The organism is Lacinutrix neustonica (assembly GCF_026625145.1).
Lineage (GTDB): Bacteria > Bacteroidota > Bacteroidia > Flavobacteriales > Flavobacteriaceae > Lacinutrix > Lacinutrix neustonica.
In genome coordinates, this window is sequence record NZ_CP113088.1 from 3,015,262 (window position 1) to 3,032,577 (window position 17,316).

Here is a 17,316-nt window from a genome sequence, read left to right on the forward strand (position 1 = left end):
CGCAGTTGTAGCGGTATCCTTTTTTATTTCAGTTCGAATGATTTGCGAATCTTGAGCAAAATGTATCGAGAACCAGTAAAAAAGATATAGCGTATAGCCCGACTTTTTATGATCCTGTAATCTCGATAGCTATCAAGGTGGCAGGTATAAGTAAAAAGTAACGGTATAAAAAAATAAAGTAAAATTTAAAAGATTCCCGCTTACGTGGGAAGTGAACATGAAAATAACCGACCACATAAAAAAAGCGAACGGTAATACCTTGTTTTCGTTTGAAATCATTCCGCCTAAAAAAGGAAGGAATATAGAAGAATTATATAACAACATTAATCCTTTGATGGAATTTAAGCCGCCTTTTATAGATGTCACGACTTCAAGAGAAGAATACGTTTATATCAAAAAGGAAGGGTTGTTAGATAGGAAAATAACCAGAATGCGGCCTGGAACGGTAGGGATTTGTGCAGCCATTAAGCATAAATATGATGTCGATACGGTGCCGCATGTGCTCTGCGGCGGTTTTTCTAAAGAGGAGACCGAATATTTATTAGTCGATTGTCATTATTTGGGTATTGAAAATGTGATGGCTTTAAGAGGGGATGCCATGAGTCATCAAAAATATTTTGAAGCCGCTAAAGGTGGGCACCAGTATGCAAAAGATTTGGTGCTTCAAATTCAGGATTTAAATAGGGGCCAATACTTACATGATGTTATTGAAGTAGATGATACTTCTGATTTTTGTATTGGAGTGGCGGGCTACCCGGAGAAGCATATTGAAGCCCCTTCTTTGCAAACCGATTTAAAGCGATTGAAAGAAAAGGTGGACGCCGGTGCAGACTATGTGGTCACGCAAATGTTTTTTGACAATAAGAAGTATTTCGATTTTGTGGCGGCAGCTAAAGCAGAAGGCATTCATGTCCCTATTATCCCTGGGATAAAACCAATAGCAATTAAGCGTCATTTACAAGTATTACCACAAGTTTTTAAAATCGATTTACCGGAGGCATTAATTAAAGCTGTAGAGGATTGTAAGAACAATAGCGAGGTAAGACAAGTAGGGGTAGCATGGGCCATAGAACAGTCCAAAGAACTTAAAAAGGCAAGCGTTCCCGTGTTGCATTATTATTCCATGGGGAAAAGTGATAATATAAAGCATATTGCGAGTGAAGTGTTTTAAATGTAAAATAATTACATTTGTTGATGCTTTCAAAGAAAACGAAATACGGAATTAAGGCCTTAACCTATCTCGGCAAGACAGGATAGACATATCCCTGTACAAATTGCAACGATTTCAAAAAGTGAAAATATTTCCCTTAAGTTTTTAGAAAGCATCTTGTTAACCCTTCGTAGGAATGGTTTTTTAGGATCGAAAAAAGGAAAGGGTGGTGGCTATTATTTGTTAAAAGACCCTAAAGACATCGCCATGACAACTGTTATGCGGGCTTTAGAAGGGCCCATAGCGATGGTGCCATGTGTGAGCCTGAATTTTTATGAAAAATGTGAGGATTGCCCGGATGAAGCCGCTTGCTCCGTGCATAAAATAATGCTAAAAGTAAGAGATAGTACTTTAGAAATTTTTAGAAATACCACCTTAGCAGATTTGTCAAATTAGCAAATTCGTAATTTAAACCGGTTATTTTTTGAGAATTATACTTGATTTATAGGAATAAAAGATATAGGTTTGCATAATAACCTAGTAAATCTATAGGGTAAAAGGAATTTGATTAATTATGTTAGATATTTTATATAAGAGAGAGTACACACAGGGTACTAAAAAGCAGGTGGCAACTGCTGGTGAAGTAGCAGAGGCCTCTAAAGAAAACGTTAAAAGAAGTTTGGTAAAAACCATAAGCTGGAGAGTTATAGGCACATTAGATACCGTTCTAGTATCGTATTTGGTCACTGGAACTATGGCAATGGCTTTGTCCATTGGTAGCTTCGAATTCGTATCTAAAATGATCTTGTACTTTTTTCATGAACGTGCGTGGAATAAAATTAAATGGGGAAAATAAAATGAATTGGAATCTTGTAGAAATAAATAAACAATTAAAGTCCAAGTCACCATCAGAGATCGTGACCTGGGCACTAGAATTTTCAGAAAAACCAGTAGTAACGACTAATTTTAGACCGTACGAAGCCGCTATTTTACATGCTGTTTCTAAAGAGAAAGCTGATATAAAAGTGATCTGGTGTGATACTGGTTATAATACACCAAATACGTATACGCATGCGGAGGAGCTCATTAATAGGTTAAAACTTAATATCCAACTGTATGTGCCTAAACAAACCACCGGACATCGCGATGTGGTTCTAGGGATTCCCGATGTTACTGATCCTAACCATAAAGTGTTTACGGAACAGGTGAAATTAGAACCTTTTAAACGCGCGATGAAGGCACATCGGCCGATTTGTGGTTTACTAATTTACGTCAAGGACAAACGGCTTTTAGAGACAGCATAGATATTGTTTCACAGGGAGCAGACGGTCTTATAAAAGTAAGTCCGTTCTACTATTATTCAGATCAAGCATTAGATAAATATTTAGAAGCGCATCAACTGCCAAATGAATTTAAATATTTCGACCCAACAAAACAATTAGAGAACAGAGAGTGTGGCTTACACGCTTAAATCAATTTATATGAAGAATACATCACTAGTCAATCCTCCGGAAAATGAGGCGATTTATATTTTTAGGGAAGTCGCCGCACAATTTGAAAAACCCGTGCTCTTATTTTCGGGAGGAAAGGATTCCATAACTTTAGTACGCTTAGCACAAAAGGCCTTTTATCCAGCAAAAATTCCATTTCCCCTAATGCATATAGATACAGGGCATAATTTTCCTGAAACCATAGCGTTTCGCGATCGATTGGTTAAAGAATTAGGACTGGAGCTTATTGTAAGACACGTTCAGGATGCTATAGACGAAGGTAAAGTAAGAGAAGAATCGGGAAATATGCCAGCCGAAACGTATTACAGACTACCACACTTTTAGATGCTATTGAAGAGTTTAAATTCGACGCCTGTATTGGTGGTGCGAGACGTGACGAAGAAAAAGCGCGTGCTAAAGAACGTATTTTTTCAGTGCGTGACGATTTTGGGCAATGGGATGAGAAAAATCAGCGTCCGGAATTGTTCGATATGCTCAATGGGAATATAGAATTAGGTCAGAATGTAAGAGTGTTTCCCATTTCGAATTGGACAGAACTCGATGTGTGGTCTTACATACAAAAAGAGCAGATTGAAATTCCTTCCATTTACTTTGCACATACCAGGGCGACATTTTTACGTGATGGCTTAATATGGTCTGCCGAAGATGACGTGGTTTATAGAGAAGAAGATGAGGTGGTAGAAAACCGATTGGTGCGTTTTAGAACCGTTGGCGATATGAGTTGTACCGCAGCCGTACTATCTCGGCGCAACCACAATTTCTAAAGTAGTAGATGAGATTAGAGCCTCAACCATTTCAGAACGCGGTGCGAGAATTGACGACAAACGCTCGGAAGCCGCTATGGAAAAACGAAAGCAACAAGGCTATTTTTAAAATAGTTAATAGTTTTTAGTTACTGGTTTTGGTAAAAACAGCGTCAAAAGATATTTCAAAAGAGTAATAAAATTTAAGTTGTTGTGTGTTTTGGGTTCTATTAAGAGAACCAACAACCAACAACGAATAACAATAGAGATGGAAGTTTTAAAAATAGCAACAGCAGGAAGTGTCGATGATGGAAAGAGCACCTTAATAGGTCGATTACTCTACGATACAAAATCACTTACCTCAGACAAATTAGAAGCCATAGAAAAAAAAGTCAGCAGTTGGGTTATGACTATTTGGATTTTTCTTTGGCGACAGATGGTTTAATAGCAGAACGAGAGCAAGGCATTACAATAGATGTCGCTCATATTTATTTCTCTACAGCAAACAAAAGTTACATCATAGCAGACACCCCAGGACATGTAGAATATACCCGAAATATGGTCACGGGTGCTTCAACCTCTCAGGCAGCCATTATATTAATAGATGCCGGAAAAGGAGTGATTGAGCAAACTAATCGACATTTTTTTATTAATAATTTATTGCGCATCAAAACAGTGATTGTGGCGATAAATAAAATGGATCTGGTAGATTTTTCTGAAGCGGAATACAAGGCTATTAAATCAGATTTTCAAACGCTAATGCGTAAAAGAGATTATCAAAATCAACAGATCACTTTTATTCCTGTAAGTGCTTTAAAAGGTGATAATGTGGTAAATAAATCAGAAAAAATGCCTTGGTATACAGGCAAGACCTTACTTGAGAATTTAGAGAGTATTGATGTAGAAGATGTTTATAATGTGGGGACACCAAGGTTTCCTGTGCAATATGTTATTCGTCCTAAAACCGAGGAATTTCATGATTTTAGAGGGTATGCAGGGAAAGTTTATGGTGGCGAATTAAGTGTTGGAGATGCAGTAGTGGTATTACCATCTCAAACAAAATCTAAAATTAAAGCTATTCATTTTTACGATCAAAAAGTTGAAACAGCTGGGCGGCGTTCTTCCGTTTTAATCACCTTAGAAGACGACGTTAATATTAGTCGTGGTGATATGATTGTTAAAGAAAACGACTTGCCAACTATAGATAAGCAATTTACAGCTATAGTCTCTTGGATGGACGCTCAAAAATTAACAGCATCGAGTAAATATATTATACAACATGGCGTCCATAAAGTTTTGGCAAAAGTAGACCGTATTCACAATAAAATAAATCCAGTTATTACGGTATTGATGACACTGTTGATACACTGGAGATGAATGATATGGCAACCGTATCCTTCAAATTAAACAAACCAATTTTTTATGATGCGTTCAAGAATCACAGAACCAATGGCTCTTTTATTCTCATCGATTCGCAATCTAACAATACGGTTGGAGCAGGATTTATTCAATAAAAATAATTATTAACTAATAAAGACCTCCCTTTTGGGTAGGTCAGTAGGGCCATGCAAAGTTTTAGAACAGAAATTGAAAATCCGCTAGTAGAAAAGGACATCATAGAATTAGTGAATAAGATAGAACTTTTTCAAAAAGGGAAACTTGATGAAGAAAAATTTCGCAGTTTACGACTGGCCGGAGGTGTTTATGGACAACGCCAAGAAGGCGTACAAATGATTCGCATTAAACTGCCTTACGGCAAAGTTACGAGTCATCAATTACGCCGTATTGCTGAGGTTTCAGACGAGTATTCAAGAAGCAGATTACACATCACAACACGCCAAGATATTCAAATACATTATGTCGATTTAAACCGTACCCCGCAACTTTGGGCAGAATTAGAGCGCGATCAAGTCACCTTAAGAGAAGCGTGTGGTAATACCGTAAGAAATGTGACGGCGAGTGAAACGTCAGGTATTGATATTAATGAGGTGTTCGACGTTTCACCTTATGCAGATGCCGTGTTTAAATTCTTTTTACGAAACCCCATTTGCCAGGACATGGGGCGGAAATTTAAGGTATCATTCTCCAATACAGACGAAGATACAGGCTTGTCTTATATCCATGATTTAGGTTTTATTGCTAAAATCGAAAATGGCGTAAAAGGGTTTAAAGTGATGCTTGGTGGCGGATTAGGATCGCAACCTAGACATGCCGATACCTTTTACACTTTTCACGGCTTCAGATAAAATAATTCCGTTAATGGAAGGTGTTTTAAGAGTGTTCGATCGTTATGGTGAACGTAAAAGCAGAGCCAAAGCCGAATGAAATTCCTAATTAAAGATTTGGGGTTAGACGCTTTTAAAGCATTAGTAGAAGCAGAACAGCAGGCCATAGAGTTTAAAACAGTAACTATAAATGAAGCAAATTACACTGCCTCAACGCCTGTAATTGTTCAAGCGCCACAAGTAAATATTAAAAATCAAAAGGCTTTTAAGCTATGGCAATCCACAAATGTTATTCCTCAAAAACAAACCGATTATTTCGCTATCGGCATTAAAGTGTTACTTGGTGATTTTTATACCGACAAAGCACGCTTATTAGCAGATTTAGTTGATAATTATGCCGCGGGAGAAATACGATTAACATTACGACAAAACATAGTCATACCATTTGTGAAACTAGATTTGATTCCGTTTTTTTATCAGGAACTCAAAAAGCTAGGGTTTGCTGATCCAGGTTATAACAAGGCGGTTGACATTACCGCTTGCCCAGGAACAGACACCTGTAATTTAGGGATTTCTAGTAGTACGGGAATCGCTCAAGAATTAGAGCGTGTTATTAAAACCGAATACCCACAGTATTTAGAAAACAAGGATCTCGTTATTAAAATTAGTGGGTGTATGAATGCTTGCGGACAGCATAATATGGCAAACATTGGTTTTCAAGGCATGTCCATTCGTACCAAAGATAAATTAGTCGCACCCGCTTTACAAGTTCTATTAGGAGGTGGGAATAAAGGTAATGGCACTGCTACTTTTGCCGATAAGGTAGTCAAGGTTCCTAGTCGAAGGGGTCCGGAAGCTTTAAGACGTGTTCTTAATGATTATGAAGCCAATACTAATGGCAAACTGTTTGCTGCATATTATCAAGAAAAAGGGGAAAAGTACTTTTATGATTTACTTAGAGATTTATCAAGTATAGATAATTTAACACCGGAAGATTTTATTGATTGGGGAACCAAAGAAACCTATATTAAAGCTATTGGAGTTGGTGAGTGTGCCGGCGTGGTTATCGATTTAATTGCGACGTTATTTCTAGAAAGTGAGGAAAAGATTGAAGAAGCCAAAGCGGCATTTGAGAATAAAGTGTACTCCGGGGCCATCTACGAGGCTTATCGCTCTATGGTGAATTCTGCTAAAGCGCTATTACTTTCAGAAAACATAAGCACCAACACGCAAGCTGGAATAATCAGTCAGTTCGAAGAACTGTTTGTTGATACAAAAAAGATGGACTTAGGATGTTCTTTTTCAGACTTGATCTATCAAATAAAAGAGCAACCACCAACTGAAGATTTCGCCATCAATTACATTAAAAGTGCAGAAGCGTTTTTAACTATCGTAAGGGAATCTAGAGCACAGGAAATGGCTAAAAGAATATAAGAACGTAAAATGTAGAATCATGATACATCCACAATTATCAGTCGTTGGTGCAGGACCTGGAGATCCCGAGCTCATCACTTTAAAAGCGATTAAAACCATTGCTTCTGCAAAGGTTATTTTATACGACGCTTTAGTCAATGAGGCCTTATTAATGTATGCTTCACCAACTACAGAATTAATATTTGTGGGTAAAAGAAAAGGATGTTATGCCTACCAGCAAGAGCAAATCAACGAACTTATTGTTAACAGAGCCTTGAAATATGGTCATGTGGTACGTTTAAAAGGGGGTGATCCCTTTATTTTTGGTCGTGGTGCAGAAGAATTAGAATATGTGCAACCTTTTGGTATTGCTGCGCACGTGGTGCCAGGTATATCGTCTTCATCTGCGGTTCCAGCTTATCAAGGCATACCGTTAACCAAACGAGGGGCTTCAGAAAGCTTTTGGGTCATTACAGGGACTACTAAAACACATCATATTTCGGGTGATATAGCACTGGCAGCACAATCTACAGCTACCGTTGTTATTTTAATGGGTATGGGGAAATTATCAGAAATTGTTCAGGTTTTTTCACAAGCAGGACAGAGTGAAACGGCGATTGCTGTCATCGCGAATGGAACAAGACCGAGACGAAAAAGTGGGTATAGGGTCGATAAAAACTATTGAGGGCATCGTAAAAGAGAAAGGATTAGCGTCTCCGGCCATCATTATTATAGGTGAAGTAGTAAAGCAACGGGTGACACTAAATGCTATTAGTGAAAAGATAATAGTGACGCCAATTTCAGCATAAGGACAGATGGAAAGGAATAATTTATATCCTGTGTTTTTAAAAGTACGCCAACTTGAAGTTCTAATCATTGGAGGCGGTTGTGTCGCTGAAGAAAAGCTGAGGTTTCTTTTAAAATCCAGTCCGGATGCCAACGTCACCATGGTGTCACCCATGTTTCGAAAAGCAACGATTGCTGTCGCTCAAACAGGAAACGTAAACAGAATAGAAGGTGTTTACCATAAGGACTATTTAGAAGGTAAGCATATGGTTGTTGCAACGACAGACCGTCCCGAGGTTAATATACAAGTATACCAAGATTGTCGTGCACAAAGTAAGCTGGTTAATGTCGCCGATAATCCACCCTATTGTGATTTCTATATGGGAGGCATTGTTACAAAAGGCCATGTTAAAGTGGCTATTTCTACCAATGGAAAATCGCCAACAACAGCTAAACGCTTGCGGCAGTTTTTTGAGGATGTCATTCCGAGAGAATATAGACGACTTGGTTAAGAACTTGAATACCTATCGAAAAACTATTAAAGGAGATTTTGAACAAAAGGTCAAAATATTAAATGAATTTACTAAAGGATTAGTAGACAAAATATAATACCATGATAAAAACAGACATTCTAATTATTGGAGCGGGACCCACAGGCTTATTCACCGTATTTGAAGCCGGATTATTAAAATTAAAATGCCATTTAATTGATGCCTTGCCACAACCAGGCGGACAATGTTCAGAGTTATATCCTAAAAAGCCCATTTACGATATTCCTGGTTTCCCGAAGTTTTAGCTGGAGATTTAACGGCTAATTTATTAGAACAAGGCAGACAGTTTCAACCAGGATTCACTGCGGGAGAACGCGCAGAAATCATAGATAAATTAGACGATGGAAGTTTTATTGTGACGACAAACAAAGGGACCAAGCACCACGCGTCTATTATTGCTATCGCTGGTGGATTGGGGAGTTTTGAACCTAGAAAGCCACAGGTGTTAGACAATGAAAAATATGAGGATAAAGGCGTTAACTACTTTATCAAAGATCCGGAACTCTATCGCAACAAAAAAGTGGTCATTGCTGGTGGCGGAGATTCCGCTTTAGACTGGAGTATTTTTTTAAGTGACATAGCCTCAAAAGTCACATTAATTCATAGACGAAATGAGTTTCGAGGGGCATTAGATTCCGTAGAAAAAGTTCAGGAATTAAAATTACTCAATAAAATAAAATTAATCACACCTTCGGAAGTTACCGCGTTAATCGGTGAGACTCATTTAGAGGGCGTTAAAATAGAACGGAAGGGTGTGTCTCGTATATTGGAGACCGATTACTTTATTCCACTTTTTGGGTTGTCACCCAAACTGGGGCCTATTGGAAACTGGGGCCTCGACATAGAAAAGAATGCTATAAAAGTGGATACCGTGGATTATCAAACGAATATCCCTGGCATCTTTGCGATAGGTGATGTGAATACCTACGAGGGGAAGTTGAAGCTCATTTTGTGTGGCTTTCATGAGGCGACATTAATGTGCCAGTCTGCTTATAGATTATTAAATCCCGGTAAAAAATTCGTTTTAAAGTACACGACTGTAAGCGGTGTAAATGGATTTGATGGGTCTCGAAAAGAAGCCGAAAAGTCAGTGGTGAAGGCTATAGTTTGAAATAAGAGCTATTAACAGCAATGAATAACTTAAATTTGTATAAAGTGAGTGCAGTTGTAAGTTAAGTGCGCTTCCAGCTACTACCTATTAAAATTTAAGTATGATTTCAGAAAAAGAGACAGGTTTTAAGAGTTATAAGGTGTGTTTAAAAGGAACCGTTAAAACCTTTACTAAAGGATTATTCTATTCATTATTTGACGAGGCGTATTCTAAAAAGAATATAGGCGCAATAGAAGATACTTTTTTAAGTATTTTTAAGAGACTCGATGATGATAGAGGTCAGGCGGTTTGGGAGGCGTTTAAAAACGAATTTCCTAATATTAGAAAAAAACTCGATCTAGATGCTCTAGCCATGGAACGAAACGATCCTGCAACGAAGAGTTTAGAAGAAGTTTATCTTGCTAGCCCAGGGTTTCATGCCATTGCCATTTACAGGCTTAGTCATCAACTTTATAAACTCGACTGTTTTGTAATTTCTAGAATGATGAGTGAATACATCCATGGGGTGACGGGTATTGATATACATCCTGGAGCGACTGTAGGTGAGTCTTTTTTTATAGATCACGGCACAGGAATTGTCATTGGTGAAACCTCCGTTATAAAAGATAGAGTGAAGATATTTCAGGGGGTTACCTTAGGGGGCATTCAGGTCAAGAAAAGTATGTCTGCCACGAAACGGCATCCAACCATAGAGAATGATGTTATTATCTATGCTAATGCGACTATTCTAGGGGGGGATATTATAATAGGTGCCCGTAGTATCATTGGGGCAAACGTTTGGATCACTGAGTCTGTACCCGAAAATGCTTTGGTGACTTATCAATCTGAAATAAAAATTAGTATTAAGAAATAATGACGGCAGAAAAAGGAATTTTAAGTCAAGTAGGGAATACACCTTTAATTGAATCGGTTAATTTAGTTGCTAAAAAGGGCGTGAAGTTGCTTTTAAAACTAGAAGGAAATAATCCCGGAGGAAGTGTTAAGGACCGTCCGGCATACAATATGATTGCTGAAGCGGTGAAGCGTGGCGATATAAAAAGAGGCGGGCATTTGGTGGAGGCGACGAGTGGTAACACAGGGATTGCTTTGGCCTATGTTGCTCGTTTATTCGGTTTAAACATTTCTTTGATTATGCCGAGAGAATTCTACTGAAGAACGCGTTAAAACCATGCGGGCTTATGGTGCAGAGGTGATTTTAACATCATCAAATGAAGGGATAGAAGGTTCACGGGACCTCGCCTTTAAAATGAGGGATGACAAAGGGTATTTACTATTAAACCAGTTTGAGAATGAGGACAACTGGAAAGCCCATTATAAAACTACGGGGCCGAGAGATTTGGCGAGATACCAACGGGGCAGTGACTCATTTTGTTTCCGCAATGGGAACCACAGGCACAATAATGGGAACCTCTACTTTTTTGAAAGAAAAAAACAAGTCCATTAGAATTGTTGGCGCACAACCGGAAGACGGCTCTAGTATTCCGGGCATTAGAAAATGGTCGCCGGAGTATGTGCCTAAAATTTTTAATCCTTCAAAGGTCGATCAAATTATAGAAGTTAGTGAGGCCGAAGCTAAAAAAATGACTCAAAGGCTAGCTAGAGAAGAAGGTGTTTTTGCAGGGATGAGTAGTGGAGGCTGTATTGCGAGTGCTTTAAAGCTTATTGAAACTATAGAAAAAGGTGTAGTTGTAGCCATAATTTGCGACCGAGGCGATCGGTATTTGTCATCCGATCTATTTGATTGGTAATTTTGTTTTAAGCAGGCGGTACTTTGTATAATTTAATTACTTTTGCAGCTTAATTCAACCCATTAATGAAGTTTTTTTTTTATTGCTTAACCTTTTTATGCTTCACATTCGTTAGCGCGCAAGAGGACAAAAATCCGTTTACTATAGATGCTAATTATTTCTATGGTACCATTTTGGAACACAATCCAGATATCGCGCATTTAATTACTGAACACCAAACAGGTGCCATTATAAGTTTTAATCAAAAAACTTTCGGTAAGAACGCTTGGGAAAGCAGGTTTAACTATCCAGATTATGGGGCGTCTTTCGTTTACCAAGACATGAAAAATGACTTTCTTGGTGAAAATTATGGGTTGTATGCACATTTTAATTTCTATTTTTTAAACCGAAATTTAAAATTTAGGATTGCGCAAGGCATTGCATATACTACAAATCCATACGATAAAGTAAATAACTATAGAAATAACGCCTATGGTTCAGACTTACTTAGTTCTACTTACCTTCAGTTAAATTATGATAAGCAGAATATATTTAAAGGCTTTGGTTTACAAGGCGGTGTTTCTGTCATTCATTACTCTAACGCTAATTTTCGCGCACCTAATAATTCAACGAACACCTTTACGTTTAACGTTGGTGCTACTTACATGTTTGGTTATGATGCACAGCCGGATTATATAGCGTCTACTGAAGCACGATATTTTAAAGAAAAAATAAAATACAACCTGGTATTTAGAAGTGGTATTAATGAGAGTGATGTCAATAATTCGGGACAGTACCCCTTCTATATTCTTTCGGCTTATGCAGATAAACGATTAAATAGAAAAACAGCAGTTCAAGTAGGTACAGATGTCTTCTTTTCTACTTTTCTAAAAGAATTAATAAAATATTACGCAGTGGCTTTTCCTGAGGACCAGGTGTCAGGAGATGAAGATTACAAGCGCGTTGGTATTTTTGTTGGTCATGAGCTCTTTATTAATAAAATGTCTTTGATTACACAACTTGGTTATTATGTGTATTACCCCTATGATTTTGAAGGACGCATCTATAATCGAATAGGATTAAAACGTTATTTCGGAGATAAAATTTTTGCTGCTATTACTTTAAAATCACATGCCGCAAAGGCAGAAGGCGTAGAATTTGGAATTGGTATTCGTTTATAATTAGTTATGAAAAAAATAATGTATATATTAAGTTTAATCGTTTTGTTAGCATGTAACAATGAGAATACACCAGACTGTTTTCAAAATTTCGGCGAGCGCATTACACAGACTTTTGAAGTAGAAGCGTTTAATAAAGTAACTGTCTTTGAGCGTATCGAGTTAATAGTAAAAGAAGGGCCCAGTCATGAAGTTGTTGTGGAAACCGGAGAGTTTTTGATGGATGAAATAGAAGTTAAAGTCGAAAACGGAAAATTGCTTTTAAACAACAACAACGGTTGCAATTTAACCAGGGATTATGGCATAACTAAGATCTACATCACCGCTCCAAATCTTACTGAGATTCGCAGTAGTACAGGATTACAAACCAGTAGCAAGGGGGTTTTGAATTATCCGAACTCTCATTGATTTCAGAAGATTTTAACGAAGAATATCATACAGACGGTTTATTTGTATTACAAGTGAATTGCGAACGTTTGAACGTTACTATTAATAACCTGTCCACTTGTTTTATTGAAGGGAATGTAGAGAACTTAAAGCTTCAATTTTTTTCGGGAGATGCTCGTTTTGAAGGCCGGAATTTGCTTGCTCAAAATATAAACATTTTTCACCGGGGGTCAAATGATATTATCATAAACCCACAAGTATCGCTGGTAGCTGATTTAGTGGGTACGGGCGATGTTATCGTAGTTAATAGACCACCAGTTTTAGACATTCAAGAGCAATATACAGGTCGTGTTATTTTTGAATAGTTAGTTCTCTTATTTTTAGGAGCCGGAACACTCGGAAATATGAAATTTGACACACTTAATTAAGTTGTCAAATCCCTAAACATACTCTCTAAACTAGCGTTTTTTTGATTCAGTTGTAAGATTTTTAATTCATTATCATGAGCAAAATCAAACACATGAGAGCGCATATCTTCTTGGGTTGAAAACGTAATCTCATAGATAAAGTCATGGGTGTTCTTAACACTTTTAGTATGCGGTAATTTGTGTAAAAAAGCATCTTCTACACGATAATCAAATTCGACAATTACAATTTGTTCCTGTCCGTCACGGAGCTCTTTCAGTTTCTTATTGGCTACGATCTCACCTTTGTTGATGATAATTACGCGATCACACATCGCTTCAACCTCTTGCATAATGTGTGTAGAAAGAAAGACGGTCTTTTCTTTACCTATGGATTTTATTAAATTTCTAATATCTACTAATTGATTTGGATCTAAGCCTGTAGTGGGTTCGTCAAGAATTAAAACGTCAGGATTATGCAATAAAGCATTGGCCAAACCCACCCGTTGTCTGTAACCTTTAGATAGCTGACCAATTTTTTTGTGAGACTCAGAAGTTAATCCAGTCAATGCAATTACTTCTTCAATCCGGGATTGACTTACCTTAAAAATTTGAGCATTAAATGCTAAATATTCACGAACATATTGCTCAAGGTATAAGGGGTTATGTTCTGGTAAATACCCAACACTTCTCTGAACTTGCTTGGTTTCTGTGCTTATAGAAAAATTATTTACTTGAGCTTCACCTGTAGTCGGCTTTATAAAAGTGGTTAAAATTTTCATCATCGTAGATTTCCCAGCACCATTTGGTCCTAAGAAACCAACAATCTCTCGGATTTTTTATTTCAAAAGAGATATTGTTCAAGGCTTTTTGTGCGCCGTAACTCTTCGATATGTTTTCAACTTTTATAGACATCTTGAATTCTTTCTTCAAAAATAAACATTCTGTAATTTAAATTAAGGTTTGTAGGTAAATCTTTAAATCTTCCAGTAAAACACTAAAAATTAGTCTTTAGTGTTTTGTTATATCGAAATATTATTTACTTTAGCACAGTATTACATTATGAAAATAGCAAACAACACATATTATAGCTGGTTTTATTTCTTTTTTAACAAAGAGATCGAGACGCTATATATGTAATTAAAAAACATATATTTAAAACCAAGTCTCGATAATTATATCGGGACTTTTTTTATACCTAAAATGTAATCTTTTCAGATTAAAATAAGTAATAGACTCTAATGTAAGTTAGGGTAAATAATACAAAAAAACTTGAAAAAATTAGTAGCTATACAGGGCGTTAAAGGATCATTTCACCATATTGTGTCGCAAGATTATTTTGGAGAAAACACGACGGTAGACGAATGTTTGTCGTTTGATGATACTGTAGAGGCGCTTTTAAGTGGTAAAACAGAAGCAGCTATTATGGCTTTAGAGAACTCTATAGCGGGTTCCATTATTCCAAACTATGCGTTGATTGACAATAATAATCTTCACATTGTTGGCGAGCATTATTTAGACATCCAGCACCATTTAATGGCCTTACCAAACCAAGGTATTGAAGCCATAAAAGAAGTGCATTCGCATCCTATGGCTTTATTGCAGTGTAAAACATTTTTTAAAGCCTATCCTCATATTAAGTTGGTAGAAGATAAAGATACCGCTGAAGTTGCCAAACGTATTAGCGAGCAAAATATAAAAGGTATTGCAGCAATAGCTAGTCGGTTGGCATCGAAACTATTTAATTTGACAATTCTTGCAGAGAGTATTCAAACTATAAAACATAACGAAACACGTTTCGCAATACTGAAACGCCGCAATTCTGAAATACCAAAAGCGGAGATTAATAAAGCGTCAATAAAATTTGAACTCGATCACAAACGTGGCAGTTTAGCGACCATTTTGAATGTGATGAGTGATTGTAAGCTCAATTTAACTAAGATACAATCACTACCAAAAATTGAAACCCCTTGGTTGTACGCTTTTTTCGTAGATGTCACTTTCGAAAACCATTTAGATTTTGAAAAAGCGACCTCTATAATGCACATTATGGCGACACAATTTAAAATATTAGGAGAATATAAAAACGCAAAAAACTAATGGAAGTTTCAAAGCGATTACATAGCGTTGAAGAATACTACTTTTCAAAAAAGCTGAAGGAAGTAAATGTGCTAAAAGCCAGTGGTAAACCTATTATTAATTTAGGTATTGGTAGTCCGGATTTACAACCACCAGAAAAGGTGATTAAAGCTATTACTGATAGTTTTAAGGATGAGAATGCGCATAAGTACCAAAGTTATCAGGGGTTGCCTGAGCTACGTGACGCCATTTACGGGTTTTACCGTAGACATTTTAATGTTTTTGTAAATAGGGATACAGAAGTTTTACCTTTAATGGGAAGCAAAGAAGGCATCCTGCATATTTCTATGGCTTTTTTAAATGCCGGTGATGAAGTTTTGATTCCTAACCCAGGCTACCCCACCTATACTTCAGTAACCAAGTTGTTACATGCCAAACCTGTATTTTATAATTTAGCAGCGCATAATAACTGGTGTCCGAGATATAAATGCATTAGAAAAACTGGATTTAAGTAACGTTAAGATGATGTGGTTGAGTTACCCACATATGCCAACCGGCGCGCAGGCCACTGAGGAGACCTTTAAATCCCTGATAGCTTTTGCAAAACGCCACCATATTTTATTGGTAAATGACAATCCGTATAGTTTTGTTTTAAATAAAAACCCACTGAGTATCTTGAGTGTCGAAGGTGCCAAAGACGTTTGTTTAGAGCTAAATTCATTAAGTAAAACCTTTAATATGGCTGGGTGGCGCGTAGGCATGGTTTTGGGAAAATCAACGTTTTTAGAAGCGATTCTTAAAGTGAAAAGCAATATGGATTACGGAATGTTTTACGGCATACAAAAAGGGGCGATTGCAGCCTTAAACTGCTCAAATTTTTGGTTTGCCAGTTTGAACAGTGTCTATGAACAACGCCGCAGCTTGGTTTGGGAATTAGCAACACGCCTTAATTGCACTTATGATAGGGATACCGTAGGGTTATTTGTATGGGCAAAATTGCCCCCTTCTATTAAATCGGAAGCATTTATAGATAAATTATTAAAAGAAAATCACATTTTCATTACACCAGGAACTGTGTTTGGCTCACAAGGAGAAGGGTATGTACGTTTTTCTCTATGTGCAACAAACGAGGTTATTGAAGAAGCAATCTCAAGAGTATGATTAATAAAATATATGTCATTGGTGTAGGATTAATAGGGGGCAGTTTGGCTATAGACATTAAAGCGAAACGACCCGATGCGACTATTTTTGGATTGGATCATTTAGAAGAAAACCTCACGACCGCCTTGGAATTAGGTGTGATTGATGAAAAAGCAGTTTTTGAAGATTTAGACAACGCCGATTTAGTGATTTTAGCCATTCCGGTAGATGCCACGGTCGTTCTTTTGTCAAGAGTGCTTGATGCAGTTTCAGATTTTGGTTTAGTCGTCGATGTGGGTTCAACTAAAAAAGACATTTGTAAAGCGGTTGAAACGCATCCTAAACGACGAAATTTTTTGGCCATGCATCCCATCGCAGGGACCGAATTTTCAGGGCCTAAGGCGGCCATTCCTAATTTGTTTCAGCACAAAACCAATATCATTTGTGAAGTGGAAAAAACAGCTTTCAAATTACAGGAGAAAGCCTTAAATCTTTTCGCAGAACTTGGTATGCGAATGCGTTACATGAACCCGGAATCTCACGACAAGCACATCGCATATATGTCACATTTATCGCACATTAGCGCTTTTATGCTAGGTAAAACGGTGATTGAAAAAGAAAAAAACGAACGTGATATTTTCGATATGGCAGGCTCTGGTTTTGAAAGTACTGTGCGTTTGGCAAAAAGTTCACCTGCCATGTGGACGCCCATTTTTAAACAGAATAAAGACAACGTTATTGAAACGTTGGAGGATTATATTAAGAACCTCTCACAATTTAAAGCACTCCTAGAGAATGATGATTTTGAAGGTGTTTTTAATGAAATGAAAGACACCAATTACATTAAACAAATATTAAACGGAATACAATAATAAAGCAATAACCTTTAAGATTTAAAACCCTAAAGGTTT

General features: G+C 37.2%; 8 protein-coding genes and 11 pseudogenes. 18 read left to right on the plus strand and 1 reads right to left on the minus strand.

Annotated features, from left to right (window positions below; genetic code table 11):
* Positions 1–217 precede the first annotated feature (217 nt).
* From metF to N7U66_RS16385, 15 genes and pseudogenes are all read left to right on the plus strand, one after another.
* Positions 218–1,171: a methylenetetrahydrofolate reductase [NAD(P)H] gene (gene metF / locus N7U66_RS16315; RefSeq protein ID WP_267676136.1), complete on the plus strand. Its 954-nt coding sequence runs from the start codon at positions 218–220 to the stop codon at positions 1,169–1,171.
* Positions 1,172–1,194: 23 nt separating this feature from the next.
* Positions 1,195–1,606 (plus strand): annotated as a pseudogene (locus tag N7U66_RS16320) (RrF2 family transcriptional regulator).
* A gap of 118 nt (positions 1,607–1,724) precedes the next feature.
* Positions 1,725–2,006, plus strand: coding sequence for a DUF2061 domain-containing protein (locus N7U66_RS16325; RefSeq protein ID WP_267676137.1), 282 nt, complete (start codon positions 1,725–1,727; stop codon positions 2,004–2,006).
* Between the two features lies 1 nt (position 2,007).
* Positions 2,008–2,621 (plus strand): annotated as a pseudogene (locus tag N7U66_RS16330) (phosphoadenosine phosphosulfate reductase domain-containing protein).
* Positions 2,622–2,631: 10 nt separating this feature from the next.
* Positions 2,632–3,534, plus strand: a pseudogene (cysD, locus tag N7U66_RS16335) (sulfate adenylyltransferase subunit CysD).
* A gap of 138 nt (positions 3,535–3,672) precedes the next feature.
* A pseudogene (locus N7U66_RS16340) lies at positions 3,673–4,918 on the plus strand (sulfate adenylyltransferase subunit 1).
* 51 nt (positions 4,919–4,969) lie between these two features.
* Positions 4,970–7,063 (plus strand): annotated as a pseudogene (locus tag N7U66_RS16345) (HEPN domain-containing protein).
* A gap of 19 nt (positions 7,064–7,082) precedes the next feature.
* Positions 7,083–7,851, plus strand: a pseudogene (cobA, locus tag N7U66_RS16350) (uroporphyrinogen-III C-methyltransferase).
* A gap of 6 nt (positions 7,852–7,857) precedes the next feature.
* Positions 7,858–8,437 (plus strand): annotated as a pseudogene (locus N7U66_RS16355) (precorrin-2 dehydrogenase/sirohydrochlorin ferrochelatase family protein).
* 4 nt (positions 8,438–8,441) lie between these two features.
* A pseudogene (locus N7U66_RS16360) lies at positions 8,442–9,490 on the plus strand (NAD(P)/FAD-dependent oxidoreductase).
* A 100-nt stretch (positions 9,491–9,590) separates the two neighbouring features.
* Positions 9,591–10,343: a serine O-acetyltransferase EpsC gene (epsC, locus tag N7U66_RS16365; protein ID WP_267676138.1), complete on the plus strand. Its 753-nt coding sequence runs from the start codon at positions 9,591–9,593 to the stop codon at positions 10,341–10,343.
* Positions 10,343–11,238: pseudogene (gene cysM, locus N7U66_RS16370) on the plus strand (cysteine synthase CysM). The gene epsC and the pseudogene cysM overlap by 1 nt, the downstream one beginning before the upstream one ends.
* Positions 11,239–11,303: 65 nt before the next feature.
* Complete coding sequence (locus N7U66_RS16375) at positions 11,304–12,398, plus strand: acyloxyacyl hydrolase (protein ID WP_267676139.1); 1,095 nt, start codon at positions 11,304–11,306, stop codon at positions 12,396–12,398.
* Positions 12,399–12,416: 18 nt separating this feature from the next.
* Positions 12,417–12,803, plus strand: a complete 387-nt coding sequence (locus tag N7U66_RS16380) for a GIN domain-containing protein (protein ID WP_267676140.1) — start codon at positions 12,417–12,419, stop codon at positions 12,801–12,803.
* Positions 12,800–13,147 (plus strand): GIN domain-containing protein, encoded by a 348-nt coding sequence (locus tag N7U66_RS16385; RefSeq protein WP_267676141.1) that lies wholly within the window; start codon positions 12,800–12,802, stop codon positions 13,145–13,147. Before N7U66_RS16380 ends, N7U66_RS16385 begins: the two co-directional genes overlap by 4 nt.
* A gap of 59 nt (positions 13,148–13,206) precedes the next feature.
* On the opposite strand, the pseudogene gldA reads toward N7U66_RS16385, so the two are convergent.
* A pseudogene (gene gldA, locus N7U66_RS16390) lies at positions 13,207–14,101 on the minus strand (gliding motility-associated ABC transporter ATP-binding subunit GldA).
* Between the two features lie 357 nt (positions 14,102–14,458).
* Between gldA and N7U66_RS16395 the strand changes: the two are divergent.
* From N7U66_RS16395 to N7U66_RS16405, 3 genes and pseudogenes are all read left to right on the plus strand, one after another.
* A complete protein-coding gene (locus N7U66_RS16395) occupies positions 14,459–15,286 on the plus strand; it encodes a prephenate dehydratase (protein ID WP_267676142.1) in 828 nt (275 codons plus the stop codon).
* Positions 15,286–16,426, plus strand: a pseudogene (locus N7U66_RS16400) (pyridoxal phosphate-dependent aminotransferase). Before N7U66_RS16395 ends, N7U66_RS16400 begins: the two are co-directional and overlap by 1 nt.
* Positions 16,423–17,277 carry a prephenate dehydrogenase gene (locus N7U66_RS16405; RefSeq protein ID WP_267676143.1) on the plus strand — a complete coding sequence of 285 codons (855 nt, stop codon included), beginning with the start codon at positions 16,423–16,425 and terminating at the stop codon, positions 17,275–17,277. The pseudogene N7U66_RS16400 and the gene N7U66_RS16405 overlap by 4 nt, the downstream one beginning before the upstream one ends.
* Positions 17,278–17,316: the final 39 nt, after the last annotated feature.